The 13,553-nt window shown below is 60.5% G+C and carries 17 protein-coding genes and 2 pseudogenes; 10 read left to right on the forward strand and 9 right to left on the reverse strand.

The annotated features are described in order from the left end of the window. The 4 genes and pseudogenes from ACZIRK_RS12635 to ACZIRK_RS12650 all read right to left on the reverse strand — a co-directional run. Nucleotides 1-199, reverse strand: a 199-nt coding sequence (locus ACZIRK_RS12635; protein WP_463327405.1) for a hypothetical protein, incomplete at its 3' end; no start/stop codon positions are given. A gap of 517 nt (nt 200-716) precedes the next feature. Continuing rightward, nucleotides 717-902 (reverse strand): hypothetical protein, encoded by a 186-nt coding sequence (locus ACZIRK_RS12640; protein ID WP_130226907.1) that lies wholly within the window; start codon nt 900-902, stop codon nt 717-719. Nucleotides 903-1,360: 458 nt separating this feature from the next. Further along, nucleotides 1,361-1,612: pseudogene (locus ACZIRK_RS12645) on the reverse strand (ATP-dependent DNA ligase); the annotation flags it as partial. A gap of 711 nt (nt 1,613-2,323) precedes the next feature. Continuing rightward, a complete protein-coding gene (locus ACZIRK_RS12650) occupies nt 2,324-2,536 on the reverse strand; it encodes a DUF6894 family protein (RefSeq protein ID WP_130226903.1) in 213 nt (70 codons plus the stop codon). A 386-nt stretch (nt 2,537-2,922) separates the two neighbouring features. On the opposite strand from ACZIRK_RS12650, the gene ACZIRK_RS12655 reads away from it, so the two are divergent. The 3 genes from ACZIRK_RS12655 to ACZIRK_RS12665 all read left to right on the forward strand — a co-directional run bounded on the left by ACZIRK_RS12655 (nt 2,923) and on the right by ACZIRK_RS12665 (nt 4,046). Further along, a complete protein-coding gene (locus ACZIRK_RS12655; RefSeq protein WP_130226902.1) occupies nt 2,923-3,231 on the forward strand; it encodes a hypothetical protein in 309 nt (102 codons plus the stop codon). A 257-nt stretch (nt 3,232-3,488) separates the two neighbouring features. After that, nucleotides 3,489-3,767, forward strand: coding sequence for a DUF2934 domain-containing protein (locus ACZIRK_RS12660; RefSeq protein ID WP_463327406.1), 279 nt, complete (start codon nt 3,489-3,491; stop codon nt 3,765-3,767). A 99-nt stretch (nt 3,768-3,866) separates the two neighbouring features. Then, nucleotides 3,867-4,046 (forward strand): hypothetical protein, encoded by a 180-nt coding sequence (locus ACZIRK_RS12665; RefSeq protein ID WP_130232076.1) that lies wholly within the window; start codon nt 3,867-3,869, stop codon nt 4,044-4,046. A 312-nt stretch (nt 4,047-4,358) separates the two neighbouring features. Here the strand turns inward: ACZIRK_RS12665 and ACZIRK_RS12670 are convergent, their stop codons facing one another. Continuing rightward, nucleotides 4,359-5,021, reverse strand: a complete 663-nt coding sequence (locus ACZIRK_RS12670) for an SOS response-associated peptidase (protein WP_130229038.1) — start codon at nt 5,019-5,021, stop codon at nt 4,359-4,361. 9 nt (nt 5,022-5,030) lie between these two features. Further along, nucleotides 5,031-5,418: pseudogene (locus ACZIRK_RS12675) on the reverse strand (hypothetical protein). A 451-nt stretch (nt 5,419-5,869) separates the two neighbouring features. Here ACZIRK_RS12675 and ACZIRK_RS12680 point away from each other — a divergent pair. The 6 genes from ACZIRK_RS12680 to ACZIRK_RS12705 all read left to right on the forward strand — a co-directional run bounded on the left by ACZIRK_RS12680 (nt 5,870) and on the right by ACZIRK_RS12705 (nt 10,363). After that, a complete protein-coding gene (locus ACZIRK_RS12680; protein ID WP_463327407.1) occupies nt 5,870-7,114 on the forward strand; it encodes a tyrosine-type recombinase/integrase in 1,245 nt (414 codons plus the stop codon). A 161-nt stretch (nt 7,115-7,275) separates the two neighbouring features. Continuing rightward, complete coding sequence (locus ACZIRK_RS12685; RefSeq protein ID WP_463327408.1) at nt 7,276-7,497, forward strand: helix-turn-helix transcriptional regulator; 222 nt, start codon at nt 7,276-7,278, stop codon at nt 7,495-7,497. A gap of 531 nt (nt 7,498-8,028) precedes the next feature. Then, nucleotides 8,029-9,081 (forward strand): hypothetical protein, encoded by a 1,053-nt coding sequence (locus ACZIRK_RS12690; RefSeq protein ID WP_474417946.1) that lies wholly within the window; start codon nt 8,029-8,031, stop codon nt 9,079-9,081. A gap of 196 nt (nt 9,082-9,277) precedes the next feature. Beyond that, on the forward strand, nt 9,278-9,505 hold the full coding sequence (locus ACZIRK_RS12695) for a hypothetical protein (protein WP_463327410.1): 228 nt from the start codon (nt 9,278-9,280) through the stop codon (nt 9,503-9,505). An 86-nt stretch (nt 9,506-9,591) separates the two neighbouring features. Further along, on the forward strand, nt 9,592-9,876 hold the full coding sequence (locus ACZIRK_RS12700; RefSeq protein ID WP_463327411.1) for a hypothetical protein: 285 nt from the start codon (nt 9,592-9,594) through the stop codon (nt 9,874-9,876). A 55-nt stretch (nt 9,877-9,931) separates the two neighbouring features. Then, nucleotides 9,932-10,363, forward strand: coding sequence for a hypothetical protein (locus ACZIRK_RS12705; protein WP_463327412.1), 432 nt, complete (start codon nt 9,932-9,934; stop codon nt 10,361-10,363). 360 nt (nt 10,364-10,723) lie between these two features. Here the strand turns inward: ACZIRK_RS12705 and ACZIRK_RS12710 are convergent, their stop codons facing one another. The 3 genes from ACZIRK_RS12710 to ACZIRK_RS12720 all read right to left on the reverse strand — a co-directional run bounded on the left by ACZIRK_RS12710 (nt 10,724) and on the right by ACZIRK_RS12720 (nt 12,876). Next, nucleotides 10,724-11,104, reverse strand: a complete 381-nt coding sequence (locus tag ACZIRK_RS12710; RefSeq protein ID WP_463327413.1) for a hypothetical protein — start codon at nt 11,102-11,104, stop codon at nt 10,724-10,726. A 51-nt stretch (nt 11,105-11,155) separates the two neighbouring features. Then, the gene (locus tag ACZIRK_RS12715; RefSeq protein ID WP_463327414.1) at nt 11,156-11,707 is read right to left on the reverse strand and encodes a YfbU family protein; all 552 of its coding nucleotides are present in this window, start codon (nt 11,705-11,707) and stop codon (nt 11,156-11,158) included. 113 nt (nt 11,708-11,820) lie between these two features. Beyond that, nucleotides 11,821-12,876 (reverse strand): hypothetical protein, encoded by a 1,056-nt coding sequence (locus tag ACZIRK_RS12720; protein WP_463327415.1) that lies wholly within the window; start codon nt 12,874-12,876, stop codon nt 11,821-11,823. Between the two features lie 176 nt (nt 12,877-13,052). Between ACZIRK_RS12720 and ACZIRK_RS12725 the strand changes: the two genes are divergently transcribed. Next, on the forward strand, nt 13,053-13,550 hold the full coding sequence (locus ACZIRK_RS12725) for a hypothetical protein (protein ID WP_463327416.1): 498 nt from the start codon (nt 13,053-13,055) through the stop codon (nt 13,548-13,550). Nucleotides 13,551-13,553: the final 3 nt, after the last annotated feature.

Below are 13,553 nucleotides of genomic sequence, written 5' to 3' on the forward strand. Positions count from 1 at the left end.
TCTGACCGCGCTGGCAATTCTCGGTCGCCTCGCCGAACAACGCCCCGAACAGTTCGGTCCGCCGCAGCACACCATCGTGCAGCGCTTGTTGCGATCGCTCAGACGCAAAGCAGCCGAGACGATCATCCCGCGCACGGCTGAGGGTGCGGCACTGGCCGCTGATCCCGGGACTGGGGCCGCCGCTGCGTGTGATGGGCACTCCGCGACGTCCCCAGTCCCTCCGATCCTGCGAGCAATGACGCAACCTCGGACCGGCCGACAGTCGGCGCTACATCCGTCAAGCGAAAGTAACATCCTCAGGTGAGGCAATACGAGGTGGCGCGTTTGAGAGCAGAACTGGAAGGACGCCTCGGGCGGCGACCACCTGATCGGATCGCCTGAGCTTAGGAACTCGATTTCCCAGCTGACTACCGGAACGAGACGCGCGGCTGATCGTTGTCGATGTTCCAGCGGGCCGTCGTTAGGTCCTCTGGCTAGCCAATCTCGACCTCCAGCAGCACCATCGCGACTGCGACAGGCCTGGGTCGCTGCAGAAACGATAGTCTTCTTCGTTTTTGCACCGCCGCCAGATTAGGAACAAAGGCTCCGCGCGCGAATTGTATGGTGTGCCCACACGATCACCAACCGGGTGTGCACAGCCCCCCCCCCCCCCCCGCAGCTCGGTCTTACCCCCGGCCGGGCTGCGCCTTAATGCCCGCAACGGCTGGCGGTAGGATTCAATCGCTCGGATCTACCGAGGAGGCCGCGATGGCTTGTTCTACATCCCTGACCAACGCTCGGTGGTGTTCGGCAAGCTTTGCAAAGAGTGCTTTCTTCGTCGCGTTTGTCGCGAGCTTGCTGATTAGATCGCACTCCTCGGCTTCATTCCGAAGCTTTTCCAGGTGCGCCTGCATATCCTTCATGGTTCTTTCCGGGTTCCAGGAAGACCCAGGAATAGGGCAGGCAGGTATCCCAAGGCAATAACCTGCGGAAGCTCATGCCGGGGCCAATGCCATGCACTGGGCTCGACGCTTCCCGACATCTTGAATCGAGGCGCAGCGGACCGGCCCAATTTTCCCTGACGTCTTAACTTACTTGAATGTAGCTCTAGACTGTCCGCGATTAGCGTTTTTACATGGAAGGCAAACGTAAGCGCAATCGGGCCAAACAGACCACTTCACTCCAGGAACGACTGATCAGCTCTGCCGAAGAGGCTCGCGCTCGCGCAAGACACCTATCGCCCGGTGCCGAGCGGGAGAAGCTGCTTCGAAAAGCGCGGCAAGCCGCGCGCGCGGCGGAGCTGGATGAGGTTCTTAGCTTGGGCCCATCGAAATGACGTGCAGATAGACTTCGCGAGGCTCGGGGGTGGCGCATGGGCGACAGCCGAGATGTGCCAGGCGTCGTCGGCGATCTTGCGAAACCGCCTGGTCCAGTCGTTGCCGCGGCGTGTGAACACCTTGATCGTCTCATTGGCGAGGTGGACCTGGACGCGGTAGCCGTCGAACTTGATCTCATGGATCCATCTGGCGCCGGTCGGCACACGCTCGATCTCGGTGGCCGGCGCCGGCTCGACAAGGCCCGGGTAAGGCGCCTTGGTGCCGAGCGCCGCCGGCTTCTTACGCTGAAACGCCACTCGCATGACTCCACGCGACGAAGGCCGATTCAAAGTGCCGCAACTTGATTCGTTCCGGTCCGGAGTTCCACGTGTTTCGGCGCTGTCCGACGACGGAACTTGGAAACCTTTTTTGGCAGTTCCGGGTTTTACCTCCTTGGCAGGACCTACCGGAGGGAGATGCCATGCAGGAGTATCGCATTTTCGTTCTAGGTCGGGACGGACGCATTATGGACCGACACGAATTCCTGGCTCCTGATGATAACGGGGCGCAAGAGCGCGCCAAGCAGATGGTGGATGGCCACGACATCGAGCTATGGGAGCGAGCGCGAAAGATAGCGGAACTGAGGAGCAAGGAGGGCGGAGGGGGATGACGGTGGGAGCTTGCCCCAACTTGTCTTTGCCGCGGTGCTGCGTCCACGCACTACGATCATCAATGCGCACCGATGTGCCTACCGCTGCGGTGGCTTGCGCGCAGAGAAAATCCCGTATCCCGCTGTCGTGCAGGCAAACTTAACGTCCACGGCTGTGGGCGGTTACTCTCGATGCTCGGTCCAGCTTCGCTCCCCCGCACTGGCATTAGTAGATGCGCATGGTCAGCCCTAGCGTCGAGTCTAGCATCTGATGTGTAAGCTCTGGTTGAGCCCCGCATCTACAACAGCTTTCGTCATGGTTCCTGGATGCGTGGAAGCTGGGAGATCTGGGGCGTGTCGCCCATATCCGCCGCTCTGTTCATCCTTCTTCGCTCGTGATGCTGATCCGGTACAACAAGCGATCGCCAGCCTCGACATCGAGGCTCCAACTCTCCCCGGGCTGTAACCATGTTTCGATGTCTCGGGTCAGCAACAGAGCTTCCTTCCAAGCAGCGCGATCGTCTCGAAGCTCGGTTCCGACTTCATCCCGAAACGGGAACTTTCCGTTGATGTGAAAGAAGAAACGGGGCATTGACCGCAAACCACGACTTTCCGTCCGCAAACGCGACCTTCCGCAGACCGTTCCTAAACGGCTGGGCTAGGAACGTTAAACCGGCCGGGTGAATTGAAGTTGAGTGGGGCCAATCGGCGCCCGGGGGCGAGCGCGGACCAGTGTCATGGCTGAGCACGGAGATATTTGCCGCACGCGAGCCGAGCACTGCCGGCAACAAGCCGCGAAGACGGTCTCTTCGATAGACAAGCAGCAACTGCTGCGGCTTTCCGAAGAATGGCTGAGGCTCGCACAGCGCCCCTCATTCAGGGACGAGTTGGCTGCCGACGGCAGTGAGGCTATCGACCCCGCTCTCAGGCATCCAACGGTTCACTGAGCGTTCGCAGTCAGATGAGAAGGAAAGAACCATGAAAACGATCTATTTCGCTTCGATTTGTGGCGCCACTTTTTTGATAGTCACCAGCTTCGCAAACGCACAAGGAACGGGCGTTAGTGCAAACCGCGATCAGGGCGTCACGCCCAAGCAATGCTGGGATGTCAGCAGCAACATCATTCGCGAAAAGAACCCGAGCTCCGCTGGCGCATCATCTTCGGAAAAGGCACCTGAAACGACTGTGGGCTCAAGCACGCCGGGCCCAACTGGTTCTGGCGCTTCGGGCTCAACCGGCTCCACTGGAAATGCGTCGGCACGTCCGGCGGGAATGCCGGATTGCTGACACGCCAAAAGAGCTTTGCTCGTATAGATCACAGTGGCGGCTTGTTTCGTTGAGCGCGAACTTCACCGCCAATTGGTCCGATGACGATGAGCGGAGATCGGAATGATCCTAGTCGGGAGACCGTTATGTCGTGACTTACGCGAACAACTCGTTGCCAGCAGGCGTGATTTTCGCATACGGGGCGCACCTCCTGGCCCCGCTTCTCGAACAAGCCAAAAATGAACAATTTTGCGGACTTATTTCCGGCGGAGGTGACCATGAGCCAGAGCACCGATCGCCAAGAGTTAGAGCGCCAGCTCGAGCAAGCGAAGCGGCTGGCTTCCGAGATAACCGACCAAACGACCTATCAGCGGCTCAAGGCGTTCGTCGAGGATCTGGGAGAGAGCCTGCAACGGCGCTTAGCTGCGCGCCGGTCCAAGCAAGCAATCAGGGCTCGTGCCCACGAACTCTGGGAACAGCACGGGCGGCCTACGGGGCGGGATCTAGAGTTCTGGTTACAGGCAGAGCGGGAACTTAGCGAGGATGAAAACGAGTGAGCGCATATTCCGAAGTGGACGCACCTAGCCAAGCGAGAGTTCTGGCCCCCGTTTCTTAGGAGCGCGTGCTATTGTGTCGGCACACAGGAGGGAGACGCGATGTCGACGTCAAAGAAGCCGCTGAAGCCCGACGATTTTCCCGTGAGTGCCGAAGGCAAAACGATCAAGAAGCAGGACGGCACGCCGATCGCGACGACGGAAGATTCACCTATCGCTGATGACGTGGCCGAGCGCCTCAATGAGGACGAAGCCCGCCGCGAAGAAGATAAGTGGGCCTGATCTTCCGTCGTCGATGGACGACGGGCGGCCGCGTGCGATCAGTCATCGATCAGCGTGCCGATCAACTCGAGGAGCGCTCGGTGTTCTGGCCCATTAGCTCCGTCTCGAAGAAATTTACCTATGGCCGTGTCGGACACCTGTCCTCCGGAGCTTAGATTCGGCTGATGCCTTACGACGGGCATCTTGGAAGTCGGATCCCGCGCCAGGAACCAGGTGTCCCCGTTGCTGCTTTCGTACAAGATTCGTTCCGTCATGGAGATGTAAGCGGACCCACGACGTTCCGTTCCTCTCTGGGGTCGGCATAAGCAAACTTTATGCGGCGATCTTGTCTTCCTTGTCGGGGCCGCGCATGACGATCTTGAGCGTGGCATCCGGCAGCGGTCGTTGCAGGGCCTTGGCCTCATCCCATGGCGCGCGTAGCCAGACGTCGCGCTCCTCGTCAGTCGTGAGGATGACCGGCATGGCCTTGCCATGGATCGGTTTGACGACAGCGTTCGCCTCGGTGGTCAGGAAGCGATAGACGAGGTGAGGGCCAGGGATCGGCTTCGACTTGGTGCCCCGATCACCCTTGAACTCGGTCCAGATCCCGGCAAAGGCCGTAAGCGGGCGGTCCTCATTCAGCGCGAACCAGACCACGTCCTTTTTCTTCGTGGCCGGATTTGGCTCCGGCGCATATTCAGCGAAGCTGTTGAAGGGGACCAGGCTAGGGTTCTCCGGCTTGAGCCAGCCGCGCCAGTGCGGAGATTTGGTGTTGCCGATGTTCGTCACGGGCGGACCAGGTTTGCTCGGCGGAGGCGGCATGCCCCAGCACATCAGCGCCAGCTCACGGCCGTCGCCGGCGTTGCGCACCACGGGTGCCGGATAATCCGGAAAGACGCCGGGCATCGGCGGCAGGTTGCCGACGTAGCGGTTTACGACCCGGAACAGCGCGCGGATTGCTTCCTGGTTGGTGGTTATCGAATAGAGATTGCACATCAGATGTCCTTAGCGTTCGCCCGGCCACCATGTCGATGGCGGATCCTGCGCGCTGATCTTGTTCGGCCGCAACGCGACCAGGTGGCTGCGCTTGTAGGGATAGCCGCTCGTCTGAGCACAGCTTGCAGCGCATGTAGCGCTCGAGCTCGTGAATGGGTGTCGACTTGCGCCGGCGGATGATGTCGAGGGCGACCGTCTGACGGGTACTGCAGCCCAGGCACTTCACCTCGAGATAGCTGTAGCCGGCGTTGAGCGCGTCGCCGAGCGCAGGCGAGGGCTGCGCCGGTCCGTGAAAGGCCAGCATGCGCATGTTCCAGGCTTGGCATGCGAGCCGATCTGCGTCCTTGCGCGCCTTGGCCGCCTGCTCGGCAGCGGAGCGCACGGATGCGCCGTAGATGCTCTCGCGTGCTTGGTGCCCATGACATGAAAAATGCGCTGTGGGGTTCGCTGCGGCAAGCCGCTAGGGCTCGCGGCTGGCAGCATCACAAGCAACTAACGAGGTGTGCTCCGGCGATGGCCGTGAACGAAGTCCGAACGGGGGTTTGCCAACTCGGAGGCTGGAATTGTCGACCGTCAGCGCCGCGAACGGACCGAGAATAAGCTAAGTTGTTGATGATGTTTCGATTTGTGGTGAGCGCGGAGGGACTCGAACCCTCGACCCCATGATTAAAAGTCAAAAATTACCTGATTTATTGCGTCTTATGTGTCCCTAATAAGCACTAATTCCTTTGGAAACGTTGACTTTTATCGCCATCCAATCATAGGGTCTCCTACTGCTTATTAGAAACGTTGCTGATTAGATGCTGATTAGAAATCGGCCTCAGCCAACCCTATGATTTGGACCCGCAATGCCGAAAGCCATCCTCACCACCAAGAAGGCCGTTGACGACATCCCGCATCCCGAGACGGGCCAGACCATCTATTGGGACACCGGCCTGACCGGCTTTGGCGTCTTGGCCGGCGCCCGCGCCAAGACCTTCATTCTGGAACGCCGCGTCAACGGCAAGCCGCGCCGCATCACCATTGGCCGGGTCGGCGAGGTCACCTTGCAGAAGGCCAGATCGGACGCCGAGCAACTGATCGGCGAGATGGCAAGCGGCACCGACCCGGTGCTGCGCAAGCGCGATCAGACCGCAGGCGGCCTCACCCTGCGGCAGGCCTGGGAACTGCACAAGGAGGCGATGACGAAGAAAGGCAATTCGCAGACGACCTTTGACGACTACCAGACCAAGCTCGATTGCCACATGTCCGACTGGCTTGACCGGCCCATCATCGAGATCACGCGGCAGACCGCCCGGGAGCGGCACACCCATATCGGCGAGAACAATGGAACCTATATGGCGAACGGCTGCATGCGGGTCCTGCGCGCGATCTGGCGCCGGGCGCGGCGGGAGCATCCCGAGCTGCCGGAGCCGCCGACCATGAACGTCGACTTCTATCCGGAGCAGGGCCGGACCGCTGTCATCAACGATTGGACCGCATGGTGGAGTGGCGTGCAACAGATCGACAATTCCGTGCGCCGGGATTTTTACATGTGGCTGGCGTTCTCCGGATGCCGGTCCGGCGAGAGTATGAGCATGGAGGTCGCCAACATCGATCTGGAAAACCGCATCGTGAAATATCCGAACACCAAGACCAAGCCGTTCGAGATGCCGCTGAGCGACTTCCAGACCGCGCTACTGCGCAAGCGCATCAAGCAGAACGCCGAGGAGTTCGGCGCCGATTGCACGTGGCTATTCCCTTCGATCACATCGGAGAGCGGCCACCTTGAGGAGGAAAAACTGACGGCGGCCGAACCGGAACTGTTCACGCAACATTGGTCTCCGCACACACTGCGCCATAGCTGGATCACCATCGCCGATCAGAAGGTGAAGATTTCCGACTCGCATCAGCGCATGCTCACCAACCACAAGCCACGGCGAACCAAGAGCAATGACGCGCACGCCGGCTACATCCATCCCGACCTCGATGATCTGCGGGAGAGTCAGCAGCTCATGACCGATTATCTGCTCAAGCAGATCAAGCCGAAGCCGGGCCAGGGAAAGAGGCGTGGTGGAACTGGCAACGTGATCCCGTTCAAGAAAACCGCCTGACCCGCCGTCATGTGCCGTCGAAAATGCGCATCCCCTTGATCCGCAACAACAAGTACAAACTGGCACCTCGTGATCGTTGACTGCGCCGAGGACCAGCGCAAACTCTGTAGCGCAAGATACGGCGCAAAGCCGTGCGGTAGCGTTGGAGAGGCGTTGATCCCATGCAGCAAAAGCCAGAGCAGTTCTCTGAATACCTAACGACGGTTGAGGCGGCCCAATATTTGAAGTTGAGCCGGCAGTTTCTGGAAGGTGCAAGGCATCGCGGCGACGGCTCCGGCCCGCCCTTCGTCAAGCTTAAACGCGCCGTTCGCTATCGGCGCAGAGTGCTTGACGCATGGATGGCTTCCAACGAGCACGCGCCGGATAAGCCGGTGCAGCGGTGAAATGGGGCCAACAGCTCGTCGCTCCCGACGACAATCTACGCTGCGATGCCGTCACCACGAACCCCTCCGTCCGCTGCGCGCTCATCGCATCGCAGCTCAGAGACGGCCGTCAGGTTTGCTTTCGCCACGCCAGGACTCCAACCGTCCGATATGGCAACGGCAACCGCTTCACCGCCTTCGGCGCCATGATGGCCGCCGCGCTCGGCGACATCGAGCCGCCAGACGTTTGCGCGTCAAAGAGCAGATGATCATATCCCCAAAAGAGATACCCCGCCGCAGCGGTCACCTGCGACGGGGCGAGAAAGCCAACACCACCGATCAAAGCAGCGTCCCATGCTAAATACTGTCCACCGCGCCAACGCGCAAGCGACATCGGCGCAAAGGTTCGCCGACGAAACGCCAGGACAGCGCGCGCGGCATCATGAGATCGCACGGCGCTATCGACGCGGGAAGCGTCGCGACCGTAAATTCCCCAACCTGCGCAAGCGCGAATTAGAGCGCGTCTTTCGAGATCGATACGGCGGCGACACATTGCCGGACGACGATGCCGGCCGCGACGATCTGCGCCTGATGGCCGATCATCTCGCGCAGCTCAGCGCCGATCACATCCGCCGATGGGCGCGGGCATGGGCGCCGTGGGCCGATGATGATGCGCTCACCGCGCATGTTGGCGACGGCAGACGCTGGACAGCCACCGCGCTCGCCAAGGCGCTCAACCTCGACGACGAAACTCGGACCCGGCTTCGGATCAAGACCATCGGCGCGGTGGACCGTAGCAAGAGGCAGCGGGCGGAAAGGCGCAGGGAGCGCAAGGCAACGAAGGAAGCGGAACGCCGCGCGAAAGCCGGTGCCAAACCGCATGCCCTATCAGAGGCGCGCACCAAACCCTGGGAGGCGCTTGGCATCAGCGAGAGCACCTACCGGCGCAGGAAACGGCGTCAAACGGAGAGCGGTGACAGTAATTCGTGGCGCATACACTTAGATTCTCAAAGGGGCACGAATCGCTGTCACCACAGCGGGCCGCCGCCCCTAAAGGGCGGCTCGCAGGCCCGCGCAGAGGTGGTTGCATGCACGACGGCCAAACTGTCGGACGTGGATGGAGCTATCGCACCGGAGGCAGTCCATCCGGATAGAGTCTTTCCTGTTGCTGCGCGCGAGAGCAAAAAACCAACCGAAATCCACTTTGGCAGGCAGAGTCTTAGTACGCGCAAATCGCACGATTTGGGTAATGGCGCCGCGCCCGCGAAACGCGCGCGGCCATCAAGCCCGCCGCCGCATTCCACTATGTCCGCCCGAAAGGAAACCGCCATGAAGCCGAAACCCTTCGACGATGCGAACCATTTCTCGAAATACTTTGCCATGCTCCAGAAACTGTTCGGCCGCACCGACGATGCGCCCGCCGCCCGCATCGTGCTGTGGCGCGCCGTCCAACAGAGCGACAATCCGGCTCTGGCCCGCCCCCTGATCGCCGACGCCGTCATGGCGCGGCGTTTCGAGCCCGCCGACAACGGTATGACGCTCGCGGAATTCATCCGGGCCGGCTCGTGGCGCGTCGAAAACCTACCCTTCAATCGGGCAGCGTGACGGGCCACAGCGCGGCGCTGGCGCGCGTTTGGACACCGGGCCGCTGTCTGACTACCCCGGGGCCGCATTGATGCGCTGAGAGGCCGCCCCGGAGGCTTGCGTTACACACCATTACGTCATGCGGGCACATGGCTTTTGGAAGTAGAAGCAGAAAAAAGCAGAGAGCGTTATCAGTGGGAAACAAGGAGGGTGAAATATGACGCGCGATTTCGATCACATCGCAAAAGCTATGCTTGACGCGGTGCCCGGAGTGCCGAGCTTTGAACTGCTAAAGGGGCTTGCGGTCGCCGTGAACGCCGCCTTTGTGACGCTGGATATGCCGAGAGATGAGCAGCTTGAGCTTTTCGATAAATGGTCGGCGATGGTGCGCGATGAACTGGAACAATCGCCCCGGTTGCCATTGTCCCGGCCTGCCGACTCGTGATCGCGCATGTCAGATCAGTCTCAATTTCACGCCAACGTGGCGCAGTTATGAGACAGAAATCCGATAGGCCCTGGGAAAAGCTCGGCATGAGCCGGGCGACTTGGTATCGCCACTACAAGCCGACCAAGGCGCGCAAGAAGATCACCATCCACGACACGGCGAAGCATTTCGGCGCAACCAGCACGCGATCATTCCAGCGCATGATGCGGGTGTTGTCATCCGAACTGGCCGGCTATGTCCATGCCGGTCATTTCTCAATTGCGCAGGCAGACCGAATACTGAGCAGCCCGGAACATCTGCGCCGGTTTCGAGAGTTGGTTGCGGAATCCAAGGCGCCAGGAGCCGAAGCGAAAGCACCGGATCAAAAATAATATCTCGTCGCGCCCATCACCACCACGAAGCGGCGAAGGGACGGTAGAGGCGAACATGGCTGACAAAAACCGGGTACCGCCGGAGTCCGGTTTCCTGAACGGCGTCGGGCTGAACCAAGGCGGGCGGCCTCGCAAGGACGGCTCCCGCGCCGACAACCGGATCACGCTCAAGGAGCTTGGACTGACGAAGCGCGATGCGGCACGAGCGCGCCTCTACGCGAGCTTCTCGGAGGAGGAGTTCGAAGCAGCGCTCGATGCGCGTGAAGCAGACATCTGCGCGGGCAAGCGAGCGCGCCCGCCGGAAGCATATTTGTGTGATCGTCGAGCAAACAGCAATTACGAGCGTGAAGCCCGCGCTAACATCGCCCGCATCATCTCCACGGCGCGCCTGATCGCGAAAGCGCATAAGTTCGATCCGAGCGAGAGCGGCGAGTTACTTCGGCGGATGGCGGAGCGCACCATCGAGCTTTGGACGAAGCTGCGATGAAAAAAGCAATCTCTCCTCCGGCGAATAGAGGCACCGGGAGGGTGGCGGGAGCGGGTCGCGCCCGCGCGCCCGCCCCCGCTAGCGACGAAGATTTCCCGGGGCTACAAATGGGTTCCGGCATCATGGTGCGGGCGCTGCGCAACGTGCCGCATCGGGTGCGGCGTGAGACCCGGAATTAGGCGCCCGACGCCAGCAGCCGCTCCCGGGCCTCTTCCCTCGTAAGAGCTGGGTACGCGGCCACGACCTCCGCTACGAGTTCTTCCAGATAGAGCGGGTCGGGGTTCTCCGAGAAACCACCGCGTTTCGCGGCAGTTTCCGGTTTTGGTGTCTGCATCCCGTTCGACCTATCTTCCGGCGTTCTCATTCAGGGAACACCGGCCTTACGCCAAGAAGCCCTGGGAGGCCCGAGTTAGCGGGCAGCTTCTTGACCATAGCCTTTACTGGCGGCGTTGAGCCTTCTATCGGCTCTCCATCACCAAAAAGGGCAGGGTATCTGCCCTCTATGATTTTCGTGTATGGCAGTTCCTGCGGTGATGTTCCCTGAACAAGCGCCATGCCGGCAGGGACATTAAACGAAAGTTTGAGGTCGATTGTGCCATCGGCGTTTTCGATGGCCGTCCCGACGTAATCACCACCGCCGATGTCGCGGCCTGTCACCGAGCTGCCCGTGATGGTGAAAACCCCAATGCCAATATCCGCTGCGCCACAATAGACGAAGCCATACGTCCCCTCGATACCCATTCGATCACCACTTTCGCTTAAGAGATTTTGATATTTGCAGGCGGTCCCCGGCTACCGATAGTCAGGATGGGTCCGGGCGCGGAGTATCTGGATCATCTCATCAACGTTGAGCCCGCGGCTGTGCAGGGTTGCCCGCATGGGATCGAAAACGCGATACATGCGCATATAGCCCGGCACAGACTGAGAATGCGAGTTGAGATCGCGGTCGGCGAAGTGCTGGAAGCGCTTCATGTCCTCGACCAAATAGGTCGCTATGCCGTAGTGGTCTTCGTTGTTTCCGTCGAAGCCGGCGAACCGTACGTCAGTACCGAAGGGGTCGGCCTCGGCAGCTAGGCGTTCCTTGTCGGGATCGGATAGCGCCTCATAGCCTTGTTCGAGGAACCTCCACATGTCCAAAATATTGCAGGTTTCGGTCACAGCCGGAGGGTCTTCTCCCTTTTCAAACGGGATAGCGTCGCCATACTTCCAATTGAAGCCCCAGAGCTTGTCATAGTAGATCGATTTCGAAACAAATTCCGGGTCAAAATTTCCCTGAATTCCCATGGCCTTGTACATGTCGGCCAGCATCAAAATGATCAACTTTTCGCCGTCGCTCAATTTCATCCGAATCACCCCCATTGAGACGCACGTTGTACTTCGTGCTTGGCTCAACCGGAAGGCACTACGATAGGAGCATGAGCCGACCTTGTGGCGTTGCCGGGCCGCGCAGGGTGCCGTCAGCCGTTGCCCATCCTGAGCGGCTCGTGTCCGCCAGCGCCCATGCCCTCGACATCGCAAAGCAGAACATCGGTGGTCGTGCCGCCTTCGCTGCTCTGCCGATGCACGACGCCCTTGATCATGAACTGCATCGTGTTGTGCGGCAACAGAAGCGGCGACTCCAACGTCACGGTTTGCCCGATGTGCTCCATCCACAGTGAGCCGGAGTCGACCAGCCATCCCGGCACGGTCAGTTCGCCGTCGACCATCTTGAGCAGAATCCAGTCCTTCTCATGGTTGGCGCGGTCCTGCATGTCCTGATCGCTGCCGCTCTCCTCCGCCATGACCCGCATCGGCCGGTTGAAGCCGGGAATGCGGGCGATGCCTTCCGTCGCGCGGTTGGCGTCGGCGGAGTCGTTGTTATGATCCATGCCACCGACGATGACCGGGTCGGCCTGATCCCAGGTTTGCAACAGCACGCGCCCGCGCACCATGTTGAAGCCCTCGCGGACCACGAGGCCGCCGCTCTGCGCGCCGCGAAAACCGACGATGCCCTCGGCGCTGTCCATCAGATGCACATTCCGCATCCGGCACAGCCGCTCAACGAACGCAAAGCGGGTCTCGCCGAAATGTTCGGACACGCGCTTGAACGGCCGCGACGCGTCGCAGATCACCTTGAAGTTCACGCCGACCTTGCCGAACGTGGCCGACCCGATCTGTTGCAGCGTTTGATTGATGTACTGCCCGGGCTTGGTGTCGACGGTGGACGCGACGACATGCTGCGATTTCGACGCGATGCCGATCTGCACGCCGTGCTGATAGCCATCGGCCACTGCTTGCCGCTGGTACACGAAACCATCGAGGGCGCGGCGGCCGGCGAGCGTCACGGTGACCGGATCACCGGGCTTCAATTTGAGATCGGAAAGAGTCTTGGCGTTGGTGCTGATCTCGGCGACCGTGAGCATGGCGTGAGTGATGAACTCGTTATCAATCGAGCGCATGACCTCGACCGTTTTCCAATTGTTGTAGCGCTCGCCGAACGCGGTGACCTCGCAAATCTCGGTTGGTTTCGGCATCAGCTTGATCTCCGGATGGCGCGCACCATCTCGCGCTGACAGAACACCCGGCGCACAAGTGACGCAAGCTCGGGCGTGTGAATTGCCGCAGCGGCTGCGCTTTTTGTTTGTAAAAAAATTAGACATCCTGAAACGATGCGAGTGATCTTGCCCGATCAACAACGCGCATGGGTCGCATGAACAAGGTGATGTTCTTCCCGGCGCCGGCCGGCAATGTCCGATGGGATACCATCACAGTCGCGAAGCTGGCCGGGGTTGAGCAGCAGGTGTTGCTCTATTGGCGCCGGCACTTTCGTTTCCTCGGCGGACCGAAGCGAGGCGCGCAAGGCTTGGCGGGTTATATGCACGATATACTCGATTGTCTCGTTGCTGCCGCCGTTGGCGAGATCGTTAAGCGCGGCATCCATCCCGAGGACGCGTGCGCCTTCGAACTCGATTTGCGCACAACGTTTGAATGCATGCAGGAAGGCAAGGGCTGGCCGTCGATTATCGGCTGCATTCCGCAAGGCCGCGATGCCGCGCGCGTTGGAAACCCTTTCTGGACAATCGACCCTGAGCTGACGATGGCCGAAGCGCTGACGCGCTCGCCGAACAACACCATGCTTGTGCTCGATCTAGCGCCGATCATGGCGCGCGTCAGCGCGGAGCTTGGCATCACGCTGCCTGGGAGGTGAACC

The organism is Bradyrhizobium sp. Leo114, assembly GCF_055229415.2.

Excerpts from the sequence above, each read along its gene's own strand:
- ACZIRK_RS12705 (WP_463327412.1), top strand. The coding sequence starts at position 9,932 with ATGGCTGACAAAAACCGGGTACCGCCGGAGTCCGGTTTCCTGAACGGC.
- ACZIRK_RS12700 (WP_463327411.1), top strand. The coding sequence starts at position 9,592 with ATGAGCCGGGCGACTTGGTATCGCCACTACAAGCCGACCAAGGCGCGC.
- ACZIRK_RS12725 (WP_463327416.1), top strand. The coding sequence starts at position 13,053 with ATGAACAAGGTGATGTTCTTCCCGGCGCCGGCCGGCAATGTCCGATGG.
- ACZIRK_RS12655 (WP_130226902.1), top strand. The coding sequence starts at position 2,923 with ATGAAAACGATCTATTTCGCTTCGATTTGTGGCGCCACTTTTTTGATA.
- ACZIRK_RS12640 (WP_130226907.1), bottom strand. The coding sequence starts at position 902 with ATGAAGGATATGCAGGCGCACCTGGAAAAGCTTCGGAATGAAGCCGAG.
- ACZIRK_RS12680 (WP_463327407.1), top strand. The coding sequence starts at position 5,870 with ATGCCGAAAGCCATCCTCACCACCAAGAAGGCCGTTGACGACATCCCG.
- ACZIRK_RS12670 (WP_130229038.1), bottom strand. The coding sequence starts at position 5,021 with ATGTGCAATCTCTATTCGATAACCACCAACCAGGAAGCAATCCGCGCG.
- ACZIRK_RS12665 (WP_130232076.1), top strand. The coding sequence starts at position 3,867 with ATGTCGACGTCAAAGAAGCCGCTGAAGCCCGACGATTTTCCCGTGAGT.
- ACZIRK_RS12650 (WP_130226903.1), bottom strand. The coding sequence starts at position 2,536 with ATGCCCCGTTTCTTCTTTCACATCAACGGAAAGTTCCCGTTTCGGGAT.
- ACZIRK_RS12715 (WP_463327414.1), bottom strand. The coding sequence starts at position 11,707 with ATGAAATTGAGCGACGGCGAAAAGTTGATCATTTTGATGCTGGCCGAC.
- ACZIRK_RS12685 (WP_463327408.1), top strand. The coding sequence starts at position 7,276 with ATGCAGCAAAAGCCAGAGCAGTTCTCTGAATACCTAACGACGGTTGAG.
- ACZIRK_RS12710 (WP_463327413.1), bottom strand. The coding sequence starts at position 11,104 with ATGGGTATCGAGGGGACGTATGGCTTCGTCTATTGTGGCGCAGCGGAT.
- ACZIRK_RS12695 (WP_463327410.1), top strand. The coding sequence starts at position 9,278 with ATGACGCGCGATTTCGATCACATCGCAAAAGCTATGCTTGACGCGGTG.
- ACZIRK_RS12720 (WP_463327415.1), bottom strand. The coding sequence starts at position 12,876 with ATGCCGAAACCAACCGAGATTTGCGAGGTCACCGCGTTCGGCGAGCGC.
- ACZIRK_RS12660 (WP_463327406.1), top strand. The coding sequence starts at position 3,489 with ATGAGCCAGAGCACCGATCGCCAAGAGTTAGAGCGCCAGCTCGAGCAA.